The following is a 15,687-nucleotide window of genomic DNA, read 5'->3' on the forward strand; positions in this document are numbered from 1 at the left end:
ATTGCTTGGGCTGGTTCGTCCGGCCTTGGAGTGCTCGACATCCCCCTCTGGCCTGCCGGCCATCTCCCCCACAGGTGGGGAGATTGGCTGGGAGCGCCGGCTTCCCCAAATAGTAGACGTGGCAAACCGCGCAATGTCAGCGAGGTGGGAAGGTCGCGCCGCTTGTCGATCTCCACCCTTGTGGGGGGTCCGAAGGACGGGTCGAGACCCGTGGCTCGACCCCGGCAGTCCGGCAGGCCAGAGGGGGGTGCTCCACGGCAGACCCTACAATTCTTCAGTTTCGCCCAAGCCCCAGAAACAAAAAACCTCCCGGACCCTCAAGGGAGCCCGGGAGGTATAACGCACCGGTCGTAGGTCAGGAGTGGGTGGCCGGGGCGGTTGGAGGTGTCTCGGGTGCGGCTGGCATTTGCTCCTCAGTGACCGGCCGCCTCGTGCGCATCAGCTTCAGCACAAACACGAAGAAGGCCGGGACGAAGAAGATCGCGAGGACCGTCGCGGAGATCATGCCGCCAAGCACACCGGTGCCGATGGCGTTCTGGCTGGCGGCGCTCGGGCCTGTCGCGATCGCCAGCGGCACGACGCCGAGGGTGAAGGCGAGCGAGGTCATGATGATCGGGCGGAAGCGGACGCGGGCGGCTTCTATCGCCGAATCCAGCAGGGATTTGCCTTCGGCGTAGTAATCCTTGGCGAATTCGACGATCAGGATGGCGTTCTTGGCCGATAGGCCGATGATGGCGATGAGGCCCACCTTGAAATAGATGTCGTTGGGCATATCGCGCAGCATCACCGCCGCCACCGAGCCGATGACGCCGAGCGGCACCACGAGCATGACCGCGAGCGGGATCGACCAGCTTTCGTAGAGACCTGCCAGAAGCAGGAAGACGAAGAGGATCGACAGGCTGAAGAGGATCGGCGCCTGGCTGCCGGAGGTGATTTCCTCCGCCGACTGGCCGGACCATTCGAAGCCGAAACCATCCGGAAGCTGCGAGGCGAGGCGCTCCATTTCGGCGATTGCCGCGCCGGAGGATTGGCCGGGGGCCGGCGCGCCGGAGATGCGGACGGTCGGATAGCCGTTATAGCCGACGATCTGCGGTGCGCCCTTCTGCCATTGGGCAATGGCGAAGGAGGAGAGCGGCACCATGCCGCCGCTGGCATTGCGCACGTTGATCTTCATCACGTCGTCGATCTGCAGGCGGGCGCGATCATCCGCCTGAACGATGACGCGCTGCATACGGCCGGTATTCGGATAGTCGTTGATATAGGACGAGCCGAGATTGGCGGTGATCGCATTGTTGATGTCCGCGAATGAGATGCCGAAGGTGTTGGCCTTTTCGCGGTCGATCACCATCAGCACCTGGGCTGCATCCGGCATGCCTTCCACGCGCATGCCCGTCAGGACAGGGCTCTTGGCGGCCATGCCCATCAATTGGCCGGCCGCTTCCGAAAGGGCCACTTGGCCCTTGCCGCCGCGGTCCTGCAGGCGGAAGGAGAAGCCGCCGGTGGCGCCGAAGCCTTCGATCGGCGGCGGCGAGAGCGCGAAGGTGGTGGCATCCTTGAGCGCGAAGAGCTGGCCGTTCACGCGGTTGGCGATTTCCTGGACGGTGTTGCCGGGGCCGCGGTCTGCCCAATCCTTCAGCGTGACGAAGGCGAGTGCGGCATTGGCGCCGTTGCCCGAGAAGGAGAAGCCCTGGATCGCCACGATATTTTCGACGGCGGATTCGGTGCGGAAGATCTTTTCCACCTGCTTGATGGATTCGATCGTGCGGTTGGCGCTCGCTTCCGGCGGGCCCTGGATATCGACGATCATGAAGCCCTGGTCTTCGTCGGGAACGAAGGCCGTCGGCAGGTTGATGAAGAGATAGCCGAGGCCGATGACGAGGGCGAGATAAACGATCATCATGCGGCCGGCGCGGCGCGCCATGCCAGTAACGGTCGTCGAGTAACCCGCGGTGATGCGCTCGAAATTGCGGTTGAACCAGCCGCCGATGCCGCGCTTGTGGTGGTGGCCCTGCTTGATGGGCTTCAGGAATGTGGCGCAGAGCGCCGGTGTCAGCGATAGCGCCAGGAAGGCCGAAAACAGGATCGAGACGACCATGGTCAGCGAGAACTGACGGTAGATGATACCGGTCGAACCCGGGAAGAAGGCCATGGGAATGAAGACGCAGGAGAGAACCAGCGTGATCCCCAGGATGGCGCCGGTGATCTGGCCCATCGCCTTCTGGGCAGCCGCCTTTGGTGACAGCCCTTCCTCGGCCATGATGCGCTCGACATTTTCGACGACGACGATCGCGTCGTCGACGAGGATGCCGATCGCCAAGACCATCGCGAACATGGTGAGCACGTTGATGGAAAAGCCGGTCGCATACATGACGGCGCAGGTGCCGAGCAGCGCCACCGGCACGACGAGTGTCGGGATTACCGTGTAGCGGAAATTCTGCAGGAAGATGAACATGACCACGAAGACGAGGGCGACGGCCTCGATCAGCGTGTGGATGACCTTCTCGATCGAGGCCGAGACGAAGGGGCTGGTATCGTAGGGGACGGAATATTCGATGCCTGAGGGGAAGAAGCGCGAGAGCTCCTTCATCTTCTCGTTGACGGCGTTGGAGACGGCGACGGCATTGCCAGTCGACGAGAGCTGGATGGCGATGGCCGCGCTCGGCTGGCCGTTCAGGCGGCTGGTGAAGTTATAGGATTCCGCACCCTGCTCGACGCGGGCGACATCCTTCAGCCGCACGGTGGAGCCATCGGGATTGGCGCGCAGGATGATCTCGCCGAATTGCTGCGGCGTCTGCAATTGCCCCTGCATGAGCACTGTTGCCGTCAGGTCCTGGGTGACCGGGTTCGGCGCGGCGCCGATCTGGCCGGCTGCCACCTGGGCGTTCTGGGCGGTGATCGCGGCATTGATGTCGTCGGTCGTGAGGTTCAGGCCGACCATCTTGTCCGGGTCGATCCAGACGCGCAGGGCGCGCTGGGCGGCAAAGAGCTGAGCGCGGCCGACACCATCGATGCGGCGCAGCTCGCCGATGATATTGCGGGTGATGTAATCGCCGAGCGCCACTTCATCACGCGTGCCATCGGTGGAGGTGAGCGCAATGAACATCAGGAAGCCGGAGCTTGCCTCTTCCACGTTGATGCCCTGCGAGCGAACAGTCGCGGGCAGGCGGGCTTCGACGCGGCGAATGGCGTTCTGCACGTCGACGGAGGCCTGGTCGATATCGGTGCCGGCGCGGAATGTGGCGTTGATGCTGACCGAGCCGGAATTGTCCGAGGTCGATTCGAAATACATCAGCCCTTCGACGCCGTTCAGCTCATCCTCGATCTGGCGCGTCACACCCTGATAGATCTCCTGCGGGGAAGCGCCGGGATAGGACGTGGAGATCGAAAGCTGCGGTGGAGCGACCTTCGGATATTGCGAGACCGGCAGGAAGGGGATGGCGATGATGCCGGCAATCGAAATGAACAGCGCGAAGACCCAGGCCAGGATCGGCCTGCGAATGAAGAATTGTGCCATGAGCTCTTACTCCGCCTTTGCAGGGGCGGGCGCCGAAGCATCCGCTGCCGCATCCGGCTTCCAGGGTTCGGGCGCCACCGTCGCGCCGGGCTGCACTTTCTGCACGCCATCGGCGATGACGGTTTCGCCTGCCTTCAGGCCCGATTCCACGACCCATTCTGAGCCGAGAACCTGGCCGAGCGTGACGGGGCGAAGCTCCGCCTTGTTGCCTTCGGCGAGCACATAGACTTGCGCCTGGCCGGCTTCGTTTCTGGTCACCGCGCGCTGCGGCACGGTCAGCGCATCCTGGCGCACGGCCTGTTCGATGCGCACGCGCACATACATGCCGGGCAGGAGATCGCCGTGCTTGTTGGGGAACTCGGCACGCAGTGTCACCTGTCCGGTATTGGGGTCGACATTGGCGCTGGCGAACAGCAGCCGGCCGGGCTCGGCATAGAGGCTGCCATCATCGAAAACGAGTTCGACGCGGGCCTCGCCCGGTGCGGTGCTGGCGAGCTTGCCGTCGGCCACGGCCCGCTTGAGGTTCAGGAGATCCTGGGCGGACTGGGTGAAATCGGCATAAACAGGGTCGACCTGCTGGATGAGCGCCAGATTGGAGGTGCCGTCGGCGGTCACCAACGCGCCTTCGGTCACCAGCGCGCCGCCGATAATGCCTGAAATCGGCGCGCGGACGTCGGTGTAATCGAGATTGATCTTGGCTTCATCGAGGCCGGCTTCCGCACTCGCCACATCGGCATCGGCCTGGGCAACGGCGACGGCTGCCGAATCGTAATCGATGCCGGTCGCGATATTGCGCTCTTTCAGGTTCTGCTGGCGCTCCAGCTGCAGGCGGGCATTCTGCTGTGTCGCCTTGGCGCGCTGCAGCGTGGCTTCAGCAGAGGCGACGCGGACGCGGAAAATGCGGGGATCGATGCGGTAGAGCACGTCGTCCTTCTTGACGAAGGTGCCCTGTTCGAAGACGCGCTCCTGCAGGATGCCGGAGACGCGGGCGCGCACTTCCGAAACGCGGGTGGCGGCAATGCGGCCCGGCAATTCGTTGACCACAGGCACGGCATGGCTCTTCATCTCGACCACGCCGACGGCCGCCGGCGGCATCTGCATTCCGCCCTCTTGAGCGAATGTGTGCCCTGCTGTCAGTGCGAGAAGGGTCGTGGCTGCCATCAACGCCCAAGGGCGAGGCAGTCTGGTATTGCGCAACATGGATATATCCCTTTTTGGCCGCCCCCGGGCGGCTTGCTAGGTTAGTGCTTTGGTATCTTGGTCTTCACGCAATTCCGGACGGAAAACTTCTTCACGCGTTTCCTGGAATTGCTTTGGTTCAGGGTTTCAGCTCTTCGTTTCAGGAGGCTCGGGGAACGTTGTGTAGACGTTACGGATATCCTCGAGCAGCTCCTGCCGTTCCGCACCGCTCCAGCGGTGGAAATCGAAGAGTTCGGTACAATAGAAGCCGGTCAGCGCCAGATAGGCCATCAGCGCCGCGCGCGGCTTCGGCCCGGCGGCCATGGCCGCCAGATCGGTCACCACCCATTTGCGGATGATCTGCTGCAGATTTTCCTCGCTCGACATGGAGGCGCTGATCGCCATCGCCACGGCGCGGTCGGTATCATCAAGCGTCTTGTCGGCAGCCGCGATGCGGCCGTAAAGCTCCGGGTGAGGGGTATCCGCACTCGCCTTCACGCATTCTTCCATATGGGCGATATCGGCGCCGACGCGGCGATCGACCAGCGCTTCCAGAAGGGCGCTCTTGGTCTTGTGGTCATAGACGACACGCGACTTGCTGACGCCCGCCTCCTTCGCCACCGCATCGATCGAAAGCCCCGTCGCACCGGCGCGCACGACGACGCGCTCGGCAGCATCCAGAATATCGTCAGTGGTGATCTTGCGCGTTCGCGTCACAGATAGGGTTTCCCGTTTTCGCGGATAAAAATACGAACGTTCGGATTTAAATGCAAGTGGTTTTGTTTTTTGCTCGCCTGCGTTGCCGGGCATGGATTTTCGCGTCGCGGCTCACTATGGTCCCGGCCGTGAACACAGGGGGAACATGTGCGAATCAATCTGGTCAAGGCGCAGCGCTATGCCTGCATCGCTACTGCGTGGGTCATCGTCCTTTTTCAGCTACTGTCATTTGCCCAGAGTGGCGTTTATGGGAGCGACTGGGTCTTTTCCTTCATCGTCGCTGCGGTGTTCGGCTTGCTCGGTACACGCCGGATCACGGGGGAGCGGACGGAAGAGAACTTGGCGCCTAAAAACACGACACCCGAGAGACTGTTACCCGAGAGACCAGCACCTGAAACACGGGTACCCGCAGCTGGCGCCTCACAGGATGCCGACCCTTCCGAGATGGACGAGATTGAACGCAGGATTCTCATTCTGAACGCCAAGGTTCTCTCGATGGAGATTATGTGGCGCGCTCGTAACATGATCGAATTGGTCCCTAAACCATTCTATACAAAGCAGGATAGCGACAACAAGGAAGAGACGTGGGCAAACAGCACGAAATTGCTTCAGTACGTCAAACTGAGGGAAAAGATATGGCTGCTTTGCTTCGGTCTTGTCGCAATCCGCAGGGCCGGGACGGATCCGGACTACGTGAGCAAGGGGGAATATCTGGAGATGTGGCAGCAGACTTTCATCCGTCTGGCCGAGGAGACCATTTTCCCGCAGGAGCAACTGGGCTTCACCATAGATGTAAATGAAACGGTATACCGCCTTGTGTGGGATCTGGATGCCGTCAAGGGCTTCGTGGCTGATGCAGCAAGGGCAGCAGGACGGGGCGAAGCAGGTCGCGCCAAGCCTTTGCTCGATTGGATCAAGGAGCAGGGATTGGAGGTTTCCGAGCCGCTATTGATCAAGCACGCTCTTAGGACGATTGAAGAGTGGAAATCCGATTCACCAGTCTCTGCCTATCCCGGCTAGAATGATCGTAGCGGATAGGTAGCCAGTAGGGGACTATGGGGCATCATACTCACTCCACCCGCAATACCCGCGCCTCCACGGGCTGCTCGATGCCCTTCAGCAAGAGCGACCGTGCTTCCGTGCCGCCCATCAGTTCGGGGGCCTGGAGTGTCGTTTCCAGCGAAACGAGGATTTCGCCGGGTGCTGCCTGCGATTCCAGCCTTGCGGCCTGGTTGACCACGCCGCCGATTGCGGTGAAATCGCTGCGGAAGCTCGAAAATTCGCCGATCTGCACATCGCCGGTGTGAATGCCGACGCCGATGCCGAGGGTGTAGCCGGTGTCGAGTTCGGCGAGCGCTTCCGTGCAGGAGCGCTGGATCTCCAGCGCGGCCCTGATGGCGGCTGCGGCATGGTCCTTGCGGGTGATCGGGAAGTTGAAGATCGCCATCAGCCCGTCGCCCATCTGTTTGTTGACGATACCGTCATTTTCCCAGATCGCCTGTGCGGCGCGATCATGAAACAGGCTGACGATGCGGCTGAGCTCGATTGCCTCGATGCGTTCCGACAGGCCGGTATAACCTCTGATATCGGCAAAGAGGATGGTGGCGCCGGCGGTGATGTGGCGCTGCTTCTTCACATATTGGAAGGAGCGCTCGCAGATCGTGCAGATATCGGGGTTCATCTTGCTGCGGGTTATCCCGAAAGCGCGGAAAGGCAGCGAGAGCGGGCCGCGGATCGGGATCGGCATATGCATCTGGTCCCAGCAGCCACGGCAGATGCTTGCGCTGCCGGATTTTGCCGGATGCCCTGATATGGCTGATATAGTCATATGCCGCATTCCCTCGATCACAGAAAAGGAGCTTCTGCTTATCGGGCGGCTTTGGCAACCATCAGGCTGATGCGCGCGGCTGGTCTAAGGACTATTCGGCAGGATGTTTCGCGCATCGGCCGCGTGCAGCCGCTTTTCTGCGAGCGCGATGAAGGCGCGCACCAGCGGCGAAAGATGTTTGCTGCTGGGATAAACGACGTACAGGCCGCCCGATGCCGTCGTGTATTCGTCGAGCACGCGCTGCAGTCGCCCGTCGGCGATGCAGGCGAAGGCTACGCCGTAAGGCAGCTGCGCGATGCCATAGCCGGCAATGGCCGCCTCCATGACCGCCTGCATTTCATTGGCGGCGAAGCGTCCTGATACGGAGACCGTTTCCGGCCCGGCCGAGCCTTCCAGCACCCATTGCGCGTGGGCGGCAGATGGGCCGGCGATGACGCAATCATGGTTTGCGAGATTATCAGGCGTGAAGGGTCGGCCTGCGCGGGCGAGATAGGCGGGGCTGGCGCAGAGCAGGCGATAGGTCGGGCCGAGCTTGCGGGCAATCAGGGTGGAATCCTCCAGCGATCCGGTGCGGAAGGCGAGGTCTATGCCATTGTCGACGAGGTTCAGCCGCTCGTCGGTCAGCCGCAGCTCGACCCTGGCTTTCGGATAGGTCGCCATGAATTCGAAAGTCGCTTCCTGCAGGAAATGGCCGCTGAAGCCGACCGGAGCCGATATGCGGATGGTGCCCGAGGGCTCGGCCTGCGCTTCGGCAAGCCTGTTGTTGGCGCCTTCGATCTTCCTCAGCGCCTCGCTTGCCTCCTCATAATAGAGCCGCCCGGCCTCCGTCATGCCGAGGCTGCGGGTCGTGCGCTGCAGGAGGCGCACGCCGAGGTCACGCTCGAGGGCCGCAACCCGGCGGCTGACCGTCGTCTTGGGCATGCCGAGCAGCCGGGCAGCTGCGGTGAAGCTGCCGGTTTCTATGACGCGGGAGAAGATCACGATATCGTTGAGATCGATCATTGTTGCTCTCAATGGGACGATGTTTGGCATTTTTAGGTCATTATGAACCAATGCGGCAATCCTAAATCTACTCCATCAGCAACTGCCATCGGCAAGAGAAGGAGCAGAGACATGAGCAACACCCGAAGCATTCTCGTATCGGGCGCAACCGGCCAGCAGGGCGGCGCCGTCGCCCGGGCGCTTGCCGCACGCGGCCACCACGTCAAGGGGCTGACGCGCCGGCCGGACAGCGATAGTGCTAAACGGCTTGCCGCATCCGGCATCGAGGTTGTCGTCGGCGATCTCGACGACAAGGCGTCGATCGTCAAGGCCGCCAAAGGCGTCGAAACCATGTACCTGATGGGCAACAGCTATGAGGCCGGCATCGAGGCGGAGACGCGCCAGGGCATTGCCGCTGCCGATGCGGCCAGGGAGGCCGGTATCGGCCATCTCATCTATGGGTCGGTCGGCGATGCCGACAGGAAGACCGGCATCCCGCATTTCGACAGCAAGTACTTGGTCGAACAGCATATTGCCGGGCTCGGCATTCCCTATACGATCAGCGCACCCGTCGCCTTCATGGAAAATACCGTCGCCCCCTGGTCGATCGGCGGCCTGAAACAGGGCGTCTATGCCGCGGCCCTGCCGCCAGCCCGCAAGCTGCAGCAGATCGCCATCGACGATATCGGCCATTTCGTCGCCGCCCTTGCCGAGCGGCGCGAGCAGGTCTTCGGTAAGCGTTTTGATATTGCCGGCGACGAACTCTCGGGCGAGGAGCAGGCGAAGATTCTCACCGAAGCGCTCGGCCGGCCGATCCGTTTCCAGGAGCTGCCGATTGCGGCCATGCGCCAGCAGAGCGAGGATGCGGCGCTGATGTTCGAATGGTTCGACCGTACCGGCTATTCCGCCGATATCGCCGCCCTGCGCCGCGATTTCCCCGATGTCGCCTGGCACAGCTATGCCGACTGGGCGAAGGGTTTTGACTGGAGTGTTCTCGACAAGGCCTGATGAACGGCCGCATTCGGCAAAGCGGACCGGCGAACGGCTGGTCCGCTTCATGCTGTGTTCACGCCTGCGCTGTCGGCCGGATGACGATATCGCCGACATCGACATCGTCAGGCTGTTCGATCGCAAAGGCGATCGCGCGGCCGATCGCATCCGGCGTGATCGCCATTTCCTCCATGCTTTTGGCAATGCCGGCTTTCACGGCCGGGCTGGTCAGGGAGTCTGCGAAATTGGTCCTGATGAAGCCCGGCGAGATATTGGTGACGCGCAGATGCGGGCCGGCCTCCTGCCGCAGGCCTTCGGCGATGGTGCGCATGGCATTCTTGGTACCGGCATAGACGGCCATGGTCGGTTTGATGCTGATGCCCGCCGTCGAGAGCGTGTTGACGATATGGCCGAAACCCTGGCGGCGGAAGACGGGCAGGGCGGCGGCAATGCCATAGAGCGGCCCCTTGATATTGACGTCGATCATCTCCTCCCAATCCTCGACGCGTAATTCATCCATCGGCGAAATCGGCCCGATGCCGGCATTGTTGATCAGGACATCGAGCTTTCCGTAGGTGTCGCAGGCAAGCGCCACGAGGGCTTCGAGATCCGCGCGCTTCTTGACGTCGGTGACGCGGTAGATGGCCTCGCCGCCAGCCTCGGTGATGCGCTGAACTAATTCTTCCAGCTTCTCGCTGCGCCGGGCGCCTAGTACGATCCTGGCGCCGCGCTCGGCCAGAATGAGGGCGGTCGCTTCGCCGATGCCGCTGCTGGCGCCGGTAATGGCAATGACCTTGTCCTTGATCGGGGACATCGTTCTTCTCCTTGGTGGTGACCTCAAGGATTGCAGCGACAGTCTGGAGAATCTATGCTGCAGGCTCTGTCATTTCGTCGAGATCGTCCAGAAGTCATGATCGATCCCCTGTCCGATGTGTTTTCGCTCGTTGATATCGAGAGCGCCCGCTGCACGTGTTTCGAAGTGGGCGGGCGGTGGGCTTTCCGTTTTCCGCCTAAGCCGGCACTGAAATTCGTCGCCGTCATCAGGGGCGGGTGCTGGATCATCCTGCCGGGCGAGCAGCCCTTTGCGCTTGAGGCGGGCGATACGTTCCTGCTTGCCAATGCGCCTGATTATGTGATCGCCAATGATCTCGCGAGCGAGCCGGAAGACGGCATCGCCTTCTTCGATTGGGCGCATTCCGATATTGCCCGGCATGGCGGCGACGAGAYGGTGCTGATCGGTGGCAGTTTCGTCATATCCGGCGGCAATGCGCAACTGCTGCTCGATGCGCTGCCGCCCTTCATCCATATACCGGCAAGCGACCGCGCTGCCGCCGTTCTGCGCGCTACACTTGCGACCCTCGACGACGAGCTCGGAGCCGGCGAAATGGGCTCGACGCTTATGACACGGCGGATGGGCGATATCCTGCTCGTACAGGCGCTGCGCGCCCATGTCGCCCGCGCCGGCGCAGACAATGCCGGCTGGATCGGCGCGCTCGGCAATCCCGGCATCGGCAAGGCGATCAGCCTGATCCACAACGATCCCGGATATCGCTGGACGGTGGGCGAACTCGCAAGCCGCACCGGCATGTCGCGCTCCGCCTTTGCACAGCGCTTCCGCGATCAGGTCGGCGTTGCGCCCCTCGACTACGTCACCCGCTGGCGCATGCACCGCGCCCGCGAGGCGCTGCGCCGAAAGCAGGCGACGGTAGCGGGCCTTGCCGCCGATCTCGGCTATTCCTCCGAAAGCGCCTTCGGCAATGCCTTCAAGCGCGTCTTCGGCCGTGCGCCCAAACGCTACTGGCGGGACGCCTGACCGGGCTGGGAAGAGGCCGCTCTTGACGGCGCGCCGGCGGACGCCACTTCAATCGTCACTTAAGCGGGGGTTCCGTTGCACCGGTTTGATCATTATCTCGTTTTCATTCTGCTCACGCTCGGCGGCGGGCTTCTCATCGGTCTCATCAATCTGCCGGATGAATGGTACCAGTCGCTCGCCAAGCCCTGGTTCACGCCGCCGAACTGGCTGTTTGGTCCGGCCTGGACGGTCCTTTACATCCTCATCGGCATTGCGGGCGCGCGGACATATGCGCGCAGCAGGCGCTCACCCGTCATGACCACCTGGATCGCACAGCTCGTGTTGAATTTCGCCTGGTCCCCGGCCTTCTTCGGCCTCAAATCCCCGAGCCTGGGACTGATGATCATCATCCCGCTGCTCCTGCTGATCCTTGCTTTCATCGGCCTGTCTTGGAAACGCGACCGGCTGTCGTCGTTTCTGTTCATGCCCTACGGCGTATGGGTCGCCTATGCCACGGCGCTCAATGCCGCTATCGCCTCGTTGAACTAGATAGAAGGCCGAAAAATACGGTCAGTTGAATTTCCCTTTCGCCTTGTCGGCAATGGCAGCACCAGAAATCAGGCGGTTGCGATCGGAGGCCCATGCGGCGACGAATTCCTTGCGCACAGCATCGGGGAAAGCCGTGCCCGCCAAGACAGCCTCGCTTGGGGCACCGGGCGCAAGCGCCAACTCGGCGCGGGTCGTCGACGCAATCCGCGCATAGGTGAAGGCGCGCGTGATCGGATCATTTTCCGCACTTTGCGGAGCGCATTTGCCGCCTTGCGGCGCGCGTGACGTGACCGCTGCCGTCCTTACCGTCACGCCGTCGCGGAACAGAAAACAGTAGGCTTCGTTCGACGCACCCCCGAGTACCGAATGCGGTTCGATCACATAGCCGCGTACTGGAAACTGGGCATTCGAAGCCGACCAGATGCGCTTCTCGATGTAGCGCGCGCAGGCCCTCATGTCGGTTGCTCCAGCGTCGCGGCAGGCGGAAACCGTCCAACGTGCCAGTTGCTCTGCGCTCGGCAAGGCGAGCGTGACCGTCGCCTCGGCGTTCAGTTCCCTGTAGGTGCAGCGCAGGAGTTCGACGCCTGGCCAGTCATTATCCGCCGTTGGCGAGCATGATGATCTCATATACTGGCCACCATCGATCCGCCTCTCGAAGCGGTCTTTCATTTCAGCGATCAACGCCGCCGGGTCGGTTTCCGCCGCCTGCGTGATGCGTGTGACAAACGCGGTGATCAGAATAGCAAGCCCGACGTTTCTCAGGGTCATGAGAATTAGCCGCTGCATCTTCACCCTCCTTGCAGAATCCCTGCAGGAAATACTTTCAACCTGCAGAAACATTAGTGTTGCAATTGTCGTCAAGATTGCACACTCTAAGATTAAATGGAAGAACCATTTGGATCGCACACGTTGCATCGAAGCCGAGCAAGAGGAGTGCCCGACTATGTCCCTCTACATGCTTCAACTATCCCGAGTTTTAGTGACGTTTGGCATTGCAATGCTGGCTATTCACGCCCACGCTGCGGAACCGCCGGCGAGCTCCGCCGACCTCCTCAAGGCAGTCGAATTCCCGGCATCAGTGCCGCTCGACGAACCCTATCGACAAGAGTTTGTCGGTTGCGACGGCGCGGCCGGACAGGGCGCGAAGGATCGCTTTCTCGGTTTTAACCTGAGGCTTCCTGGTGTCGCGGAATCGAAACAGTATTATCTGTGCAGTCGCGACCCCAGCAACGTGAAAGCGTTGCTGCGTCTCAAGGACGGCGCGATCTACTGGCGCAGCAAGATGGCGCTCGACGTTGATGGATCCTGGGCGGCATGGAACGGTCTGCCCGGTGCTACCGATCTGAAGGAGACGTCCTATAAGTGGCCCGGTTCCTCTAATCCTTCTGCGCGGTCTGCTCAAATCGATCCGGACCGCATTCCCTTCATCGTGATGCCGACGGCCGGCCTTTCCAGGATAACCGGCAGCAAGAGCGGTGAAATGGGCCGCATGTTCGCGGACAAGACCGGGCTGCGGTTCGGCGATATGGGGGTCGTCGTCTACAAGGACCGGTGGACGCCGGTTCTGATCGCGGATGGTGGTCCTTTCATGCGGCTCGGCGAGGGATCAAGCAGGGTTTTCGAGGCAATCGGCGAAAGCCGTTGCAAGAAGTGGAACAGCGATGAAACGGCCTGCGTCGGGCCGGGACACGTTTATCCCTACAAGAATTTCGGGCTCGGCCACGACGTGATTTTCATCGTCTACCCAGGCAGCCAGAGCCCCGATCTGAAGCCGGAGAACGCCATCTCGAAATTGTGTGCCTTTGCCAAGGAGAAGCTCAACCTGACGGGCGGCGCAATGTGCCCGTGATGTTTCCACGCAAGCAGGAGAGGAATTTGCGATGCGTTACCTTTTGACCCTAGGCATTCTGATAGTTGCCGGCGCGGCCAGCCAGACGACAGCGGCGACCTTTGGAAAATGCAAGTTCAACACAGAGACCATGGCCTTTGCGGGAACTCCCGGCGAACAGGCATCCTGTCTGCTGCGCAAGGTGAAAATACTGGGAAATGTGGACGCCACGCCCGCACAGCTACCGCCCAATCTTGCCGGCTTCATCGGCAAACCGGTCGAGATCTCCAGGCCCAAGCTGCAGCAGGCAATCTCTGCCACCGGACTGACCGAAGCCGGGCTTGGAGGCAGTCTTGACGCCCCGGTATCCCGTGGCAACTCGAACAATCCGAATGCGCCGTTCGCGCGCTATTTTGTCATTCACGACACGAGTTCGCCGAATTTCGGGAACGTGGCGCAGTTTCCCGCCGACATCGATACAAGCAACCAGGTCAATCGGCTCGACGGTTTCAAGAGCCCGTCGAACGCCAAGGCGCACATATTCCTCAACCGCCGGGGCGAGATCTATGTCGGCCATGATTTTGGCGTGCCCTGGCGCGCAACCAAGCTGGAACTGCAGATCGGCACTTTGTCTCGCGGAATGTTCCTGCACATCGAGAACGTGCAGCCGCGCCGGAAGCACCCGAGCCAACCCGATGGCAATGCGCCAACTCCGGGTTTCTCGCCGGCCCAGTATGACCGGCTCGCCCTCCTTTACCTGATGGCGAGCATACGTGCACAAACCGGCCTCGTTCCAGCATTTCATGCGGCAATCGATCAGGGCCTGAGCGACGAGCATGACGACCCGCAGAATTTCAGCCTGGAGGATTTCGACGCCGCATTCGGACGCCTGCTCGCCAGCGTGAAATAATATACCGCATGGGACAACTTCCGCTACGGGTGCAAACCGGAAGAAATGACGCCAAGCTACTGAACTTCAGGGCAAAAAGCGGGTACTGAAAACGACAGAGCAATTCCAGCAAAACTGCGCTGCGGTTTTGCGGCCGGAATTGCGTGAAACAAAGAGAGCCGATTTGCTTGCGGCGTGGCTCGCGCAGTCCTAATGTTGGCGCGGACATTGTCCCGCTTGCTTGCCTCTTTTTGGGGGAGACTGCGATGCCGTCGAGTTTCAATGTCGAAAGTGCCGATGGTTACGAGCAACTGATGGGGCGCTGGAGCAGAAGGCTCGCGCCCGGGCTCATCGATTTTGCCGGGTTTGCGGATGGGGAAAGCATTCTCGATGTCGGCTGCGGCACGGGAAGCCTCACCTTCACGCTGGCGGAAAATCCCGGCCTGAAGGCGATCACCGCCATCGATTTTTCGCCCGTCTTCGTGGAGGCCGCGAACTGGCGCAATACCGATTCCCGTATCAGCATTCGAGAAGCGGATGCCTGCGCGCTGCCGTTCGAGGATAGCAGCTTCGATCGGGCGATCTCGATGCTCATGCTGCACTTCGTGCCGGAGGCCGGCAGGGCGGTGGCCGAGATGCGGCGCGTCGTGCGCCCGGGCGGTGTCGTTGCCGCCGCCGTCTGGGATCATTATGGCGGCATGTCGGGCATGCGCATGATGTGGGACACGGTTGCCATGATCGACGCGAATTCGCGGGCGATGCGCCATCGCTATTCTTTCCAGCCGATGACGCAGCCTGGGGAGATGAAGGCGAGCTTTATCAGCAATGGCCTTGCCGATGTGGAGGAGACTTCGCTCACGATCCGTATGGATTACGGCTCGTTTGCCGACTACTGGGACCCGATTGCATCAGGCGAAGGCCCTCTCGGCAAGTATGTGGCGGGACTGGATGCATATACGCGTGCGAGGGTCGATATCGCCGTGAGGGATGCCTATGAGGCCGGAGAGCCGGACGGGCCGCGGTCGTTTGCCTCGGTCGCCTGGGCGTGCCGGGGCAGGGTGCCGGGGTAAGCTGGCGTTGGCTGCGATTCATCAGAGATGGCGGGTTCCTCGACCGTATAGACGCGCACCGGATTATCAGGCACCGGATTTCCGTCGGTCGCGATAAAAGCCAAGGTGGACGACATTCGGCCCAAGGTCTTTTCCCTGCGGCATCCCGTCCGGCCATTCGGCGGCCTGCGGAGCTTTCTTCACCGGCGCCTCGGCCTGTGCCCGCAGATCCCGCACGTTGCCATAGAGCCGGGCCACCAGCTTCCGGTAATAATCGACGATCCGCTGATGCTCTTCGCGCGTGATATACCGCTCCTGAAACGACTGAACCATGTCACTCTCACTTCATCGATTGCAGCAGGGAAACTTCC

Annotated in this window: 15 protein-coding genes; 7 read left to right on the plus strand and 8 right to left on the minus strand. The window is 61.6% G+C overall.

Features of this window, described 5'->3' with window-relative positions; genetic code table 11:
* Positions 1 to 355: 355 nt before the first annotated feature.
* The 3 genes from AC1DM5_RS00380 to AC1DM5_RS00390 all read right to left on the minus strand — a co-directional run bounded on the left by AC1DM5_RS00380 (position 356) and on the right by AC1DM5_RS00390 (position 5,410).
* Positions 356 to 3,514 (minus strand): multidrug efflux RND transporter permease subunit, encoded by a 3,159-nt coding sequence (locus tag AC1DM5_RS00380; protein WP_477822199.1) that lies wholly within the window; start codon positions 3,512 to 3,514, stop codon positions 356 to 358.
* Between the two features lie 6 nt (positions 3,515 to 3,520).
* Complete coding sequence (locus AC1DM5_RS00385; RefSeq protein ID WP_477822198.1) at positions 3,521 to 4,714, minus strand: efflux RND transporter periplasmic adaptor subunit; 1,194 nt, start codon at positions 4,712 to 4,714, stop codon at positions 3,521 to 3,523.
* A gap of 126 nt (positions 4,715 to 4,840) precedes the next feature.
* Complete coding sequence (locus AC1DM5_RS00390; RefSeq protein WP_477822197.1) at positions 4,841 to 5,410, minus strand: TetR/AcrR family transcriptional regulator; 570 nt, start codon at positions 5,408 to 5,410, stop codon at positions 4,841 to 4,843.
* A 147-nt stretch (positions 5,411 to 5,557) separates the two neighbouring features.
* On the opposite strand from AC1DM5_RS00390, the gene AC1DM5_RS00395 reads away from it, so the two are divergent.
* Complete coding sequence (locus tag AC1DM5_RS00395; protein WP_477822196.1) at positions 5,558 to 6,430, plus strand: hypothetical protein; 873 nt, start codon at positions 5,558 to 5,560, stop codon at positions 6,428 to 6,430.
* A gap of 49 nt (positions 6,431 to 6,479) precedes the next feature.
* Here AC1DM5_RS00395 and AC1DM5_RS00400 read toward each other — a convergent pair whose 3' ends face one another.
* On the minus strand, positions 6,480 to 7,247 hold the full coding sequence (locus tag AC1DM5_RS00400) for an adenylate/guanylate cyclase domain-containing protein (RefSeq protein ID WP_477822195.1): 768 nt from the start codon (positions 7,245 to 7,247) through the stop codon (positions 6,480 to 6,482).
* Between the two features lie 75 nt (positions 7,248 to 7,322).
* Positions 7,323 to 8,240: a LysR family transcriptional regulator gene (locus AC1DM5_RS00405; RefSeq protein WP_477822194.1), complete on the minus strand. Its 918-nt coding sequence runs from the start codon at positions 8,238 to 8,240 to the stop codon at positions 7,323 to 7,325.
* 111 nt (positions 8,241 to 8,351) lie between these two features.
* Here AC1DM5_RS00405 and AC1DM5_RS00410 point away from each other — a divergent pair, with 111 nt between their 5' ends.
* Positions 8,352 to 9,227 carry an NmrA/HSCARG family protein gene (locus AC1DM5_RS00410; protein ID WP_477822193.1) on the plus strand — a complete coding sequence of 292 codons (876 nt, stop codon included), beginning with the start codon at positions 8,352 to 8,354 and terminating at the stop codon, positions 9,225 to 9,227.
* 58 nt (positions 9,228 to 9,285) lie between these two features.
* Here AC1DM5_RS00410 and AC1DM5_RS00415 read toward each other — a convergent pair whose 3' ends face one another.
* Positions 9,286 to 10,023, minus strand: coding sequence for an SDR family oxidoreductase (locus AC1DM5_RS00415; protein ID WP_477822192.1), 738 nt, complete (start codon positions 10,021 to 10,023; stop codon positions 9,286 to 9,288).
* A 96-nt stretch (positions 10,024 to 10,119) separates the two neighbouring features.
* Between AC1DM5_RS00415 and AC1DM5_RS00420 the strand changes: the two genes are divergently transcribed.
* Both AC1DM5_RS00420 and AC1DM5_RS00425 read left to right on the plus strand, forming a co-directional pair.
* On the plus strand, positions 10,120 to 11,022 hold the full coding sequence (locus AC1DM5_RS00420; RefSeq protein WP_477974438.1) for an AraC family transcriptional regulator: 903 nt from the start codon (positions 10,120 to 10,122) through the stop codon (positions 11,020 to 11,022).
* A gap of 75 nt (positions 11,023 to 11,097) precedes the next feature.
* A complete protein-coding gene (locus tag AC1DM5_RS00425) occupies positions 11,098 to 11,550 on the plus strand; it encodes a TspO/MBR family protein (protein ID WP_477822190.1) in 453 nt (150 codons plus the stop codon).
* A 21-nt stretch (positions 11,551 to 11,571) separates the two neighbouring features.
* On the opposite strand, the gene AC1DM5_RS00430 is transcribed toward AC1DM5_RS00425, so the two are convergent.
* Positions 11,572 to 12,336 carry a hypothetical protein gene (locus AC1DM5_RS00430; protein ID WP_477822189.1) on the minus strand — a complete coding sequence of 255 codons (765 nt, stop codon included), beginning with the start codon at positions 12,334 to 12,336 and terminating at the stop codon, positions 11,572 to 11,574.
* A gap of 157 nt (positions 12,337 to 12,493) precedes the next feature.
* On the opposite strand from AC1DM5_RS00430, the gene AC1DM5_RS00435 reads away from it, so the two are divergent.
* The 3 genes from AC1DM5_RS00435 to AC1DM5_RS00445 all read left to right on the plus strand — a co-directional run bounded on the left by AC1DM5_RS00435 (position 12,494) and on the right by AC1DM5_RS00445 (position 15,337).
* Complete coding sequence (locus AC1DM5_RS00435; RefSeq protein ID WP_477822188.1) at positions 12,494 to 13,399, plus strand: hypothetical protein; 906 nt, start codon at positions 12,494 to 12,496, stop codon at positions 13,397 to 13,399.
* Between the two features lie 31 nt (positions 13,400 to 13,430).
* On the plus strand, positions 13,431 to 14,288 hold the full coding sequence (locus AC1DM5_RS00440) for a peptidoglycan recognition protein family protein (protein WP_477822187.1): 858 nt from the start codon (positions 13,431 to 13,433) through the stop codon (positions 14,286 to 14,288).
* Positions 14,289 to 14,533: 245 nt separating this feature from the next.
* Positions 14,534 to 15,337, plus strand: coding sequence for a class I SAM-dependent methyltransferase (locus AC1DM5_RS00445; RefSeq protein ID WP_477822186.1), 804 nt, complete (start codon positions 14,534 to 14,536; stop codon positions 15,335 to 15,337).
* A 66-nt stretch (positions 15,338 to 15,403) separates the two neighbouring features.
* On the opposite strand, the gene AC1DM5_RS00450 is transcribed toward AC1DM5_RS00445, so the two are convergent.
* Positions 15,404 to 15,649, minus strand: coding sequence for a hypothetical protein (locus tag AC1DM5_RS00450; RefSeq protein ID WP_477822185.1), 246 nt, complete (start codon positions 15,647 to 15,649; stop codon positions 15,404 to 15,406).
* Positions 15,650 to 15,687 lie beyond the last annotated feature (38 nt).

The sequence above is a fragment of the Rhizobium sp. 01T437 genome (assembly GCF_056398505.1).

Excerpts from the sequence above, each read along its gene's own strand:
- AC1DM5_RS00380 (WP_477822199.1), bottom strand. The coding sequence starts at position 3,514 with ATGGCACAATTCTTCATTCGCAGGCCGATCCTGGCCTGGGTCTTCGCG.
- AC1DM5_RS00435 (WP_477822188.1), top strand. The coding sequence starts at position 12,494 with ATGTCCCTCTACATGCTTCAACTATCCCGAGTTTTAGTGACGTTTGGC.
- AC1DM5_RS00430 (WP_477822189.1), bottom strand. The coding sequence starts at position 12,336 with ATGCAGCGGCTAATTCTCATGACCCTGAGAAACGTCGGGCTTGCTATT.
- AC1DM5_RS00450 (WP_477822185.1), bottom strand. The coding sequence starts at position 15,649 with ATGGTTCAGTCGTTTCAGGAGCGGTATATCACGCGCGAAGAGCATCAG.
- AC1DM5_RS00440 (WP_477822187.1), top strand. The coding sequence starts at position 13,431 with ATGCGTTACCTTTTGACCCTAGGCATTCTGATAGTTGCCGGCGCGGCC.
- AC1DM5_RS00400 (WP_477822195.1), bottom strand. The coding sequence starts at position 7,247 with ATGCGGCATATGACTATATCAGCCATATCAGGGCATCCGGCAAAATCC.
- AC1DM5_RS00445 (WP_477822186.1), top strand. The coding sequence starts at position 14,534 with ATGCCGTCGAGTTTCAATGTCGAAAGTGCCGATGGTTACGAGCAACTG.
- AC1DM5_RS00410 (WP_477822193.1), top strand. The coding sequence starts at position 8,352 with ATGAGCAACACCCGAAGCATTCTCGTATCGGGCGCAACCGGCCAGCAG.
- AC1DM5_RS00415 (WP_477822192.1), bottom strand. The coding sequence starts at position 10,023 with ATGTCCCCGATCAAGGACAAGGTCATTGCCATTACCGGCGCCAGCAGC.
- AC1DM5_RS00385 (WP_477822198.1), bottom strand. The coding sequence starts at position 4,714 with ATGTTGCGCAATACCAGACTGCCTCGCCCTTGGGCGTTGATGGCAGCC.
- AC1DM5_RS00405 (WP_477822194.1), bottom strand. The coding sequence starts at position 8,240 with ATGATCGATCTCAACGATATCGTGATCTTCTCCCGCGTCATAGAAACC.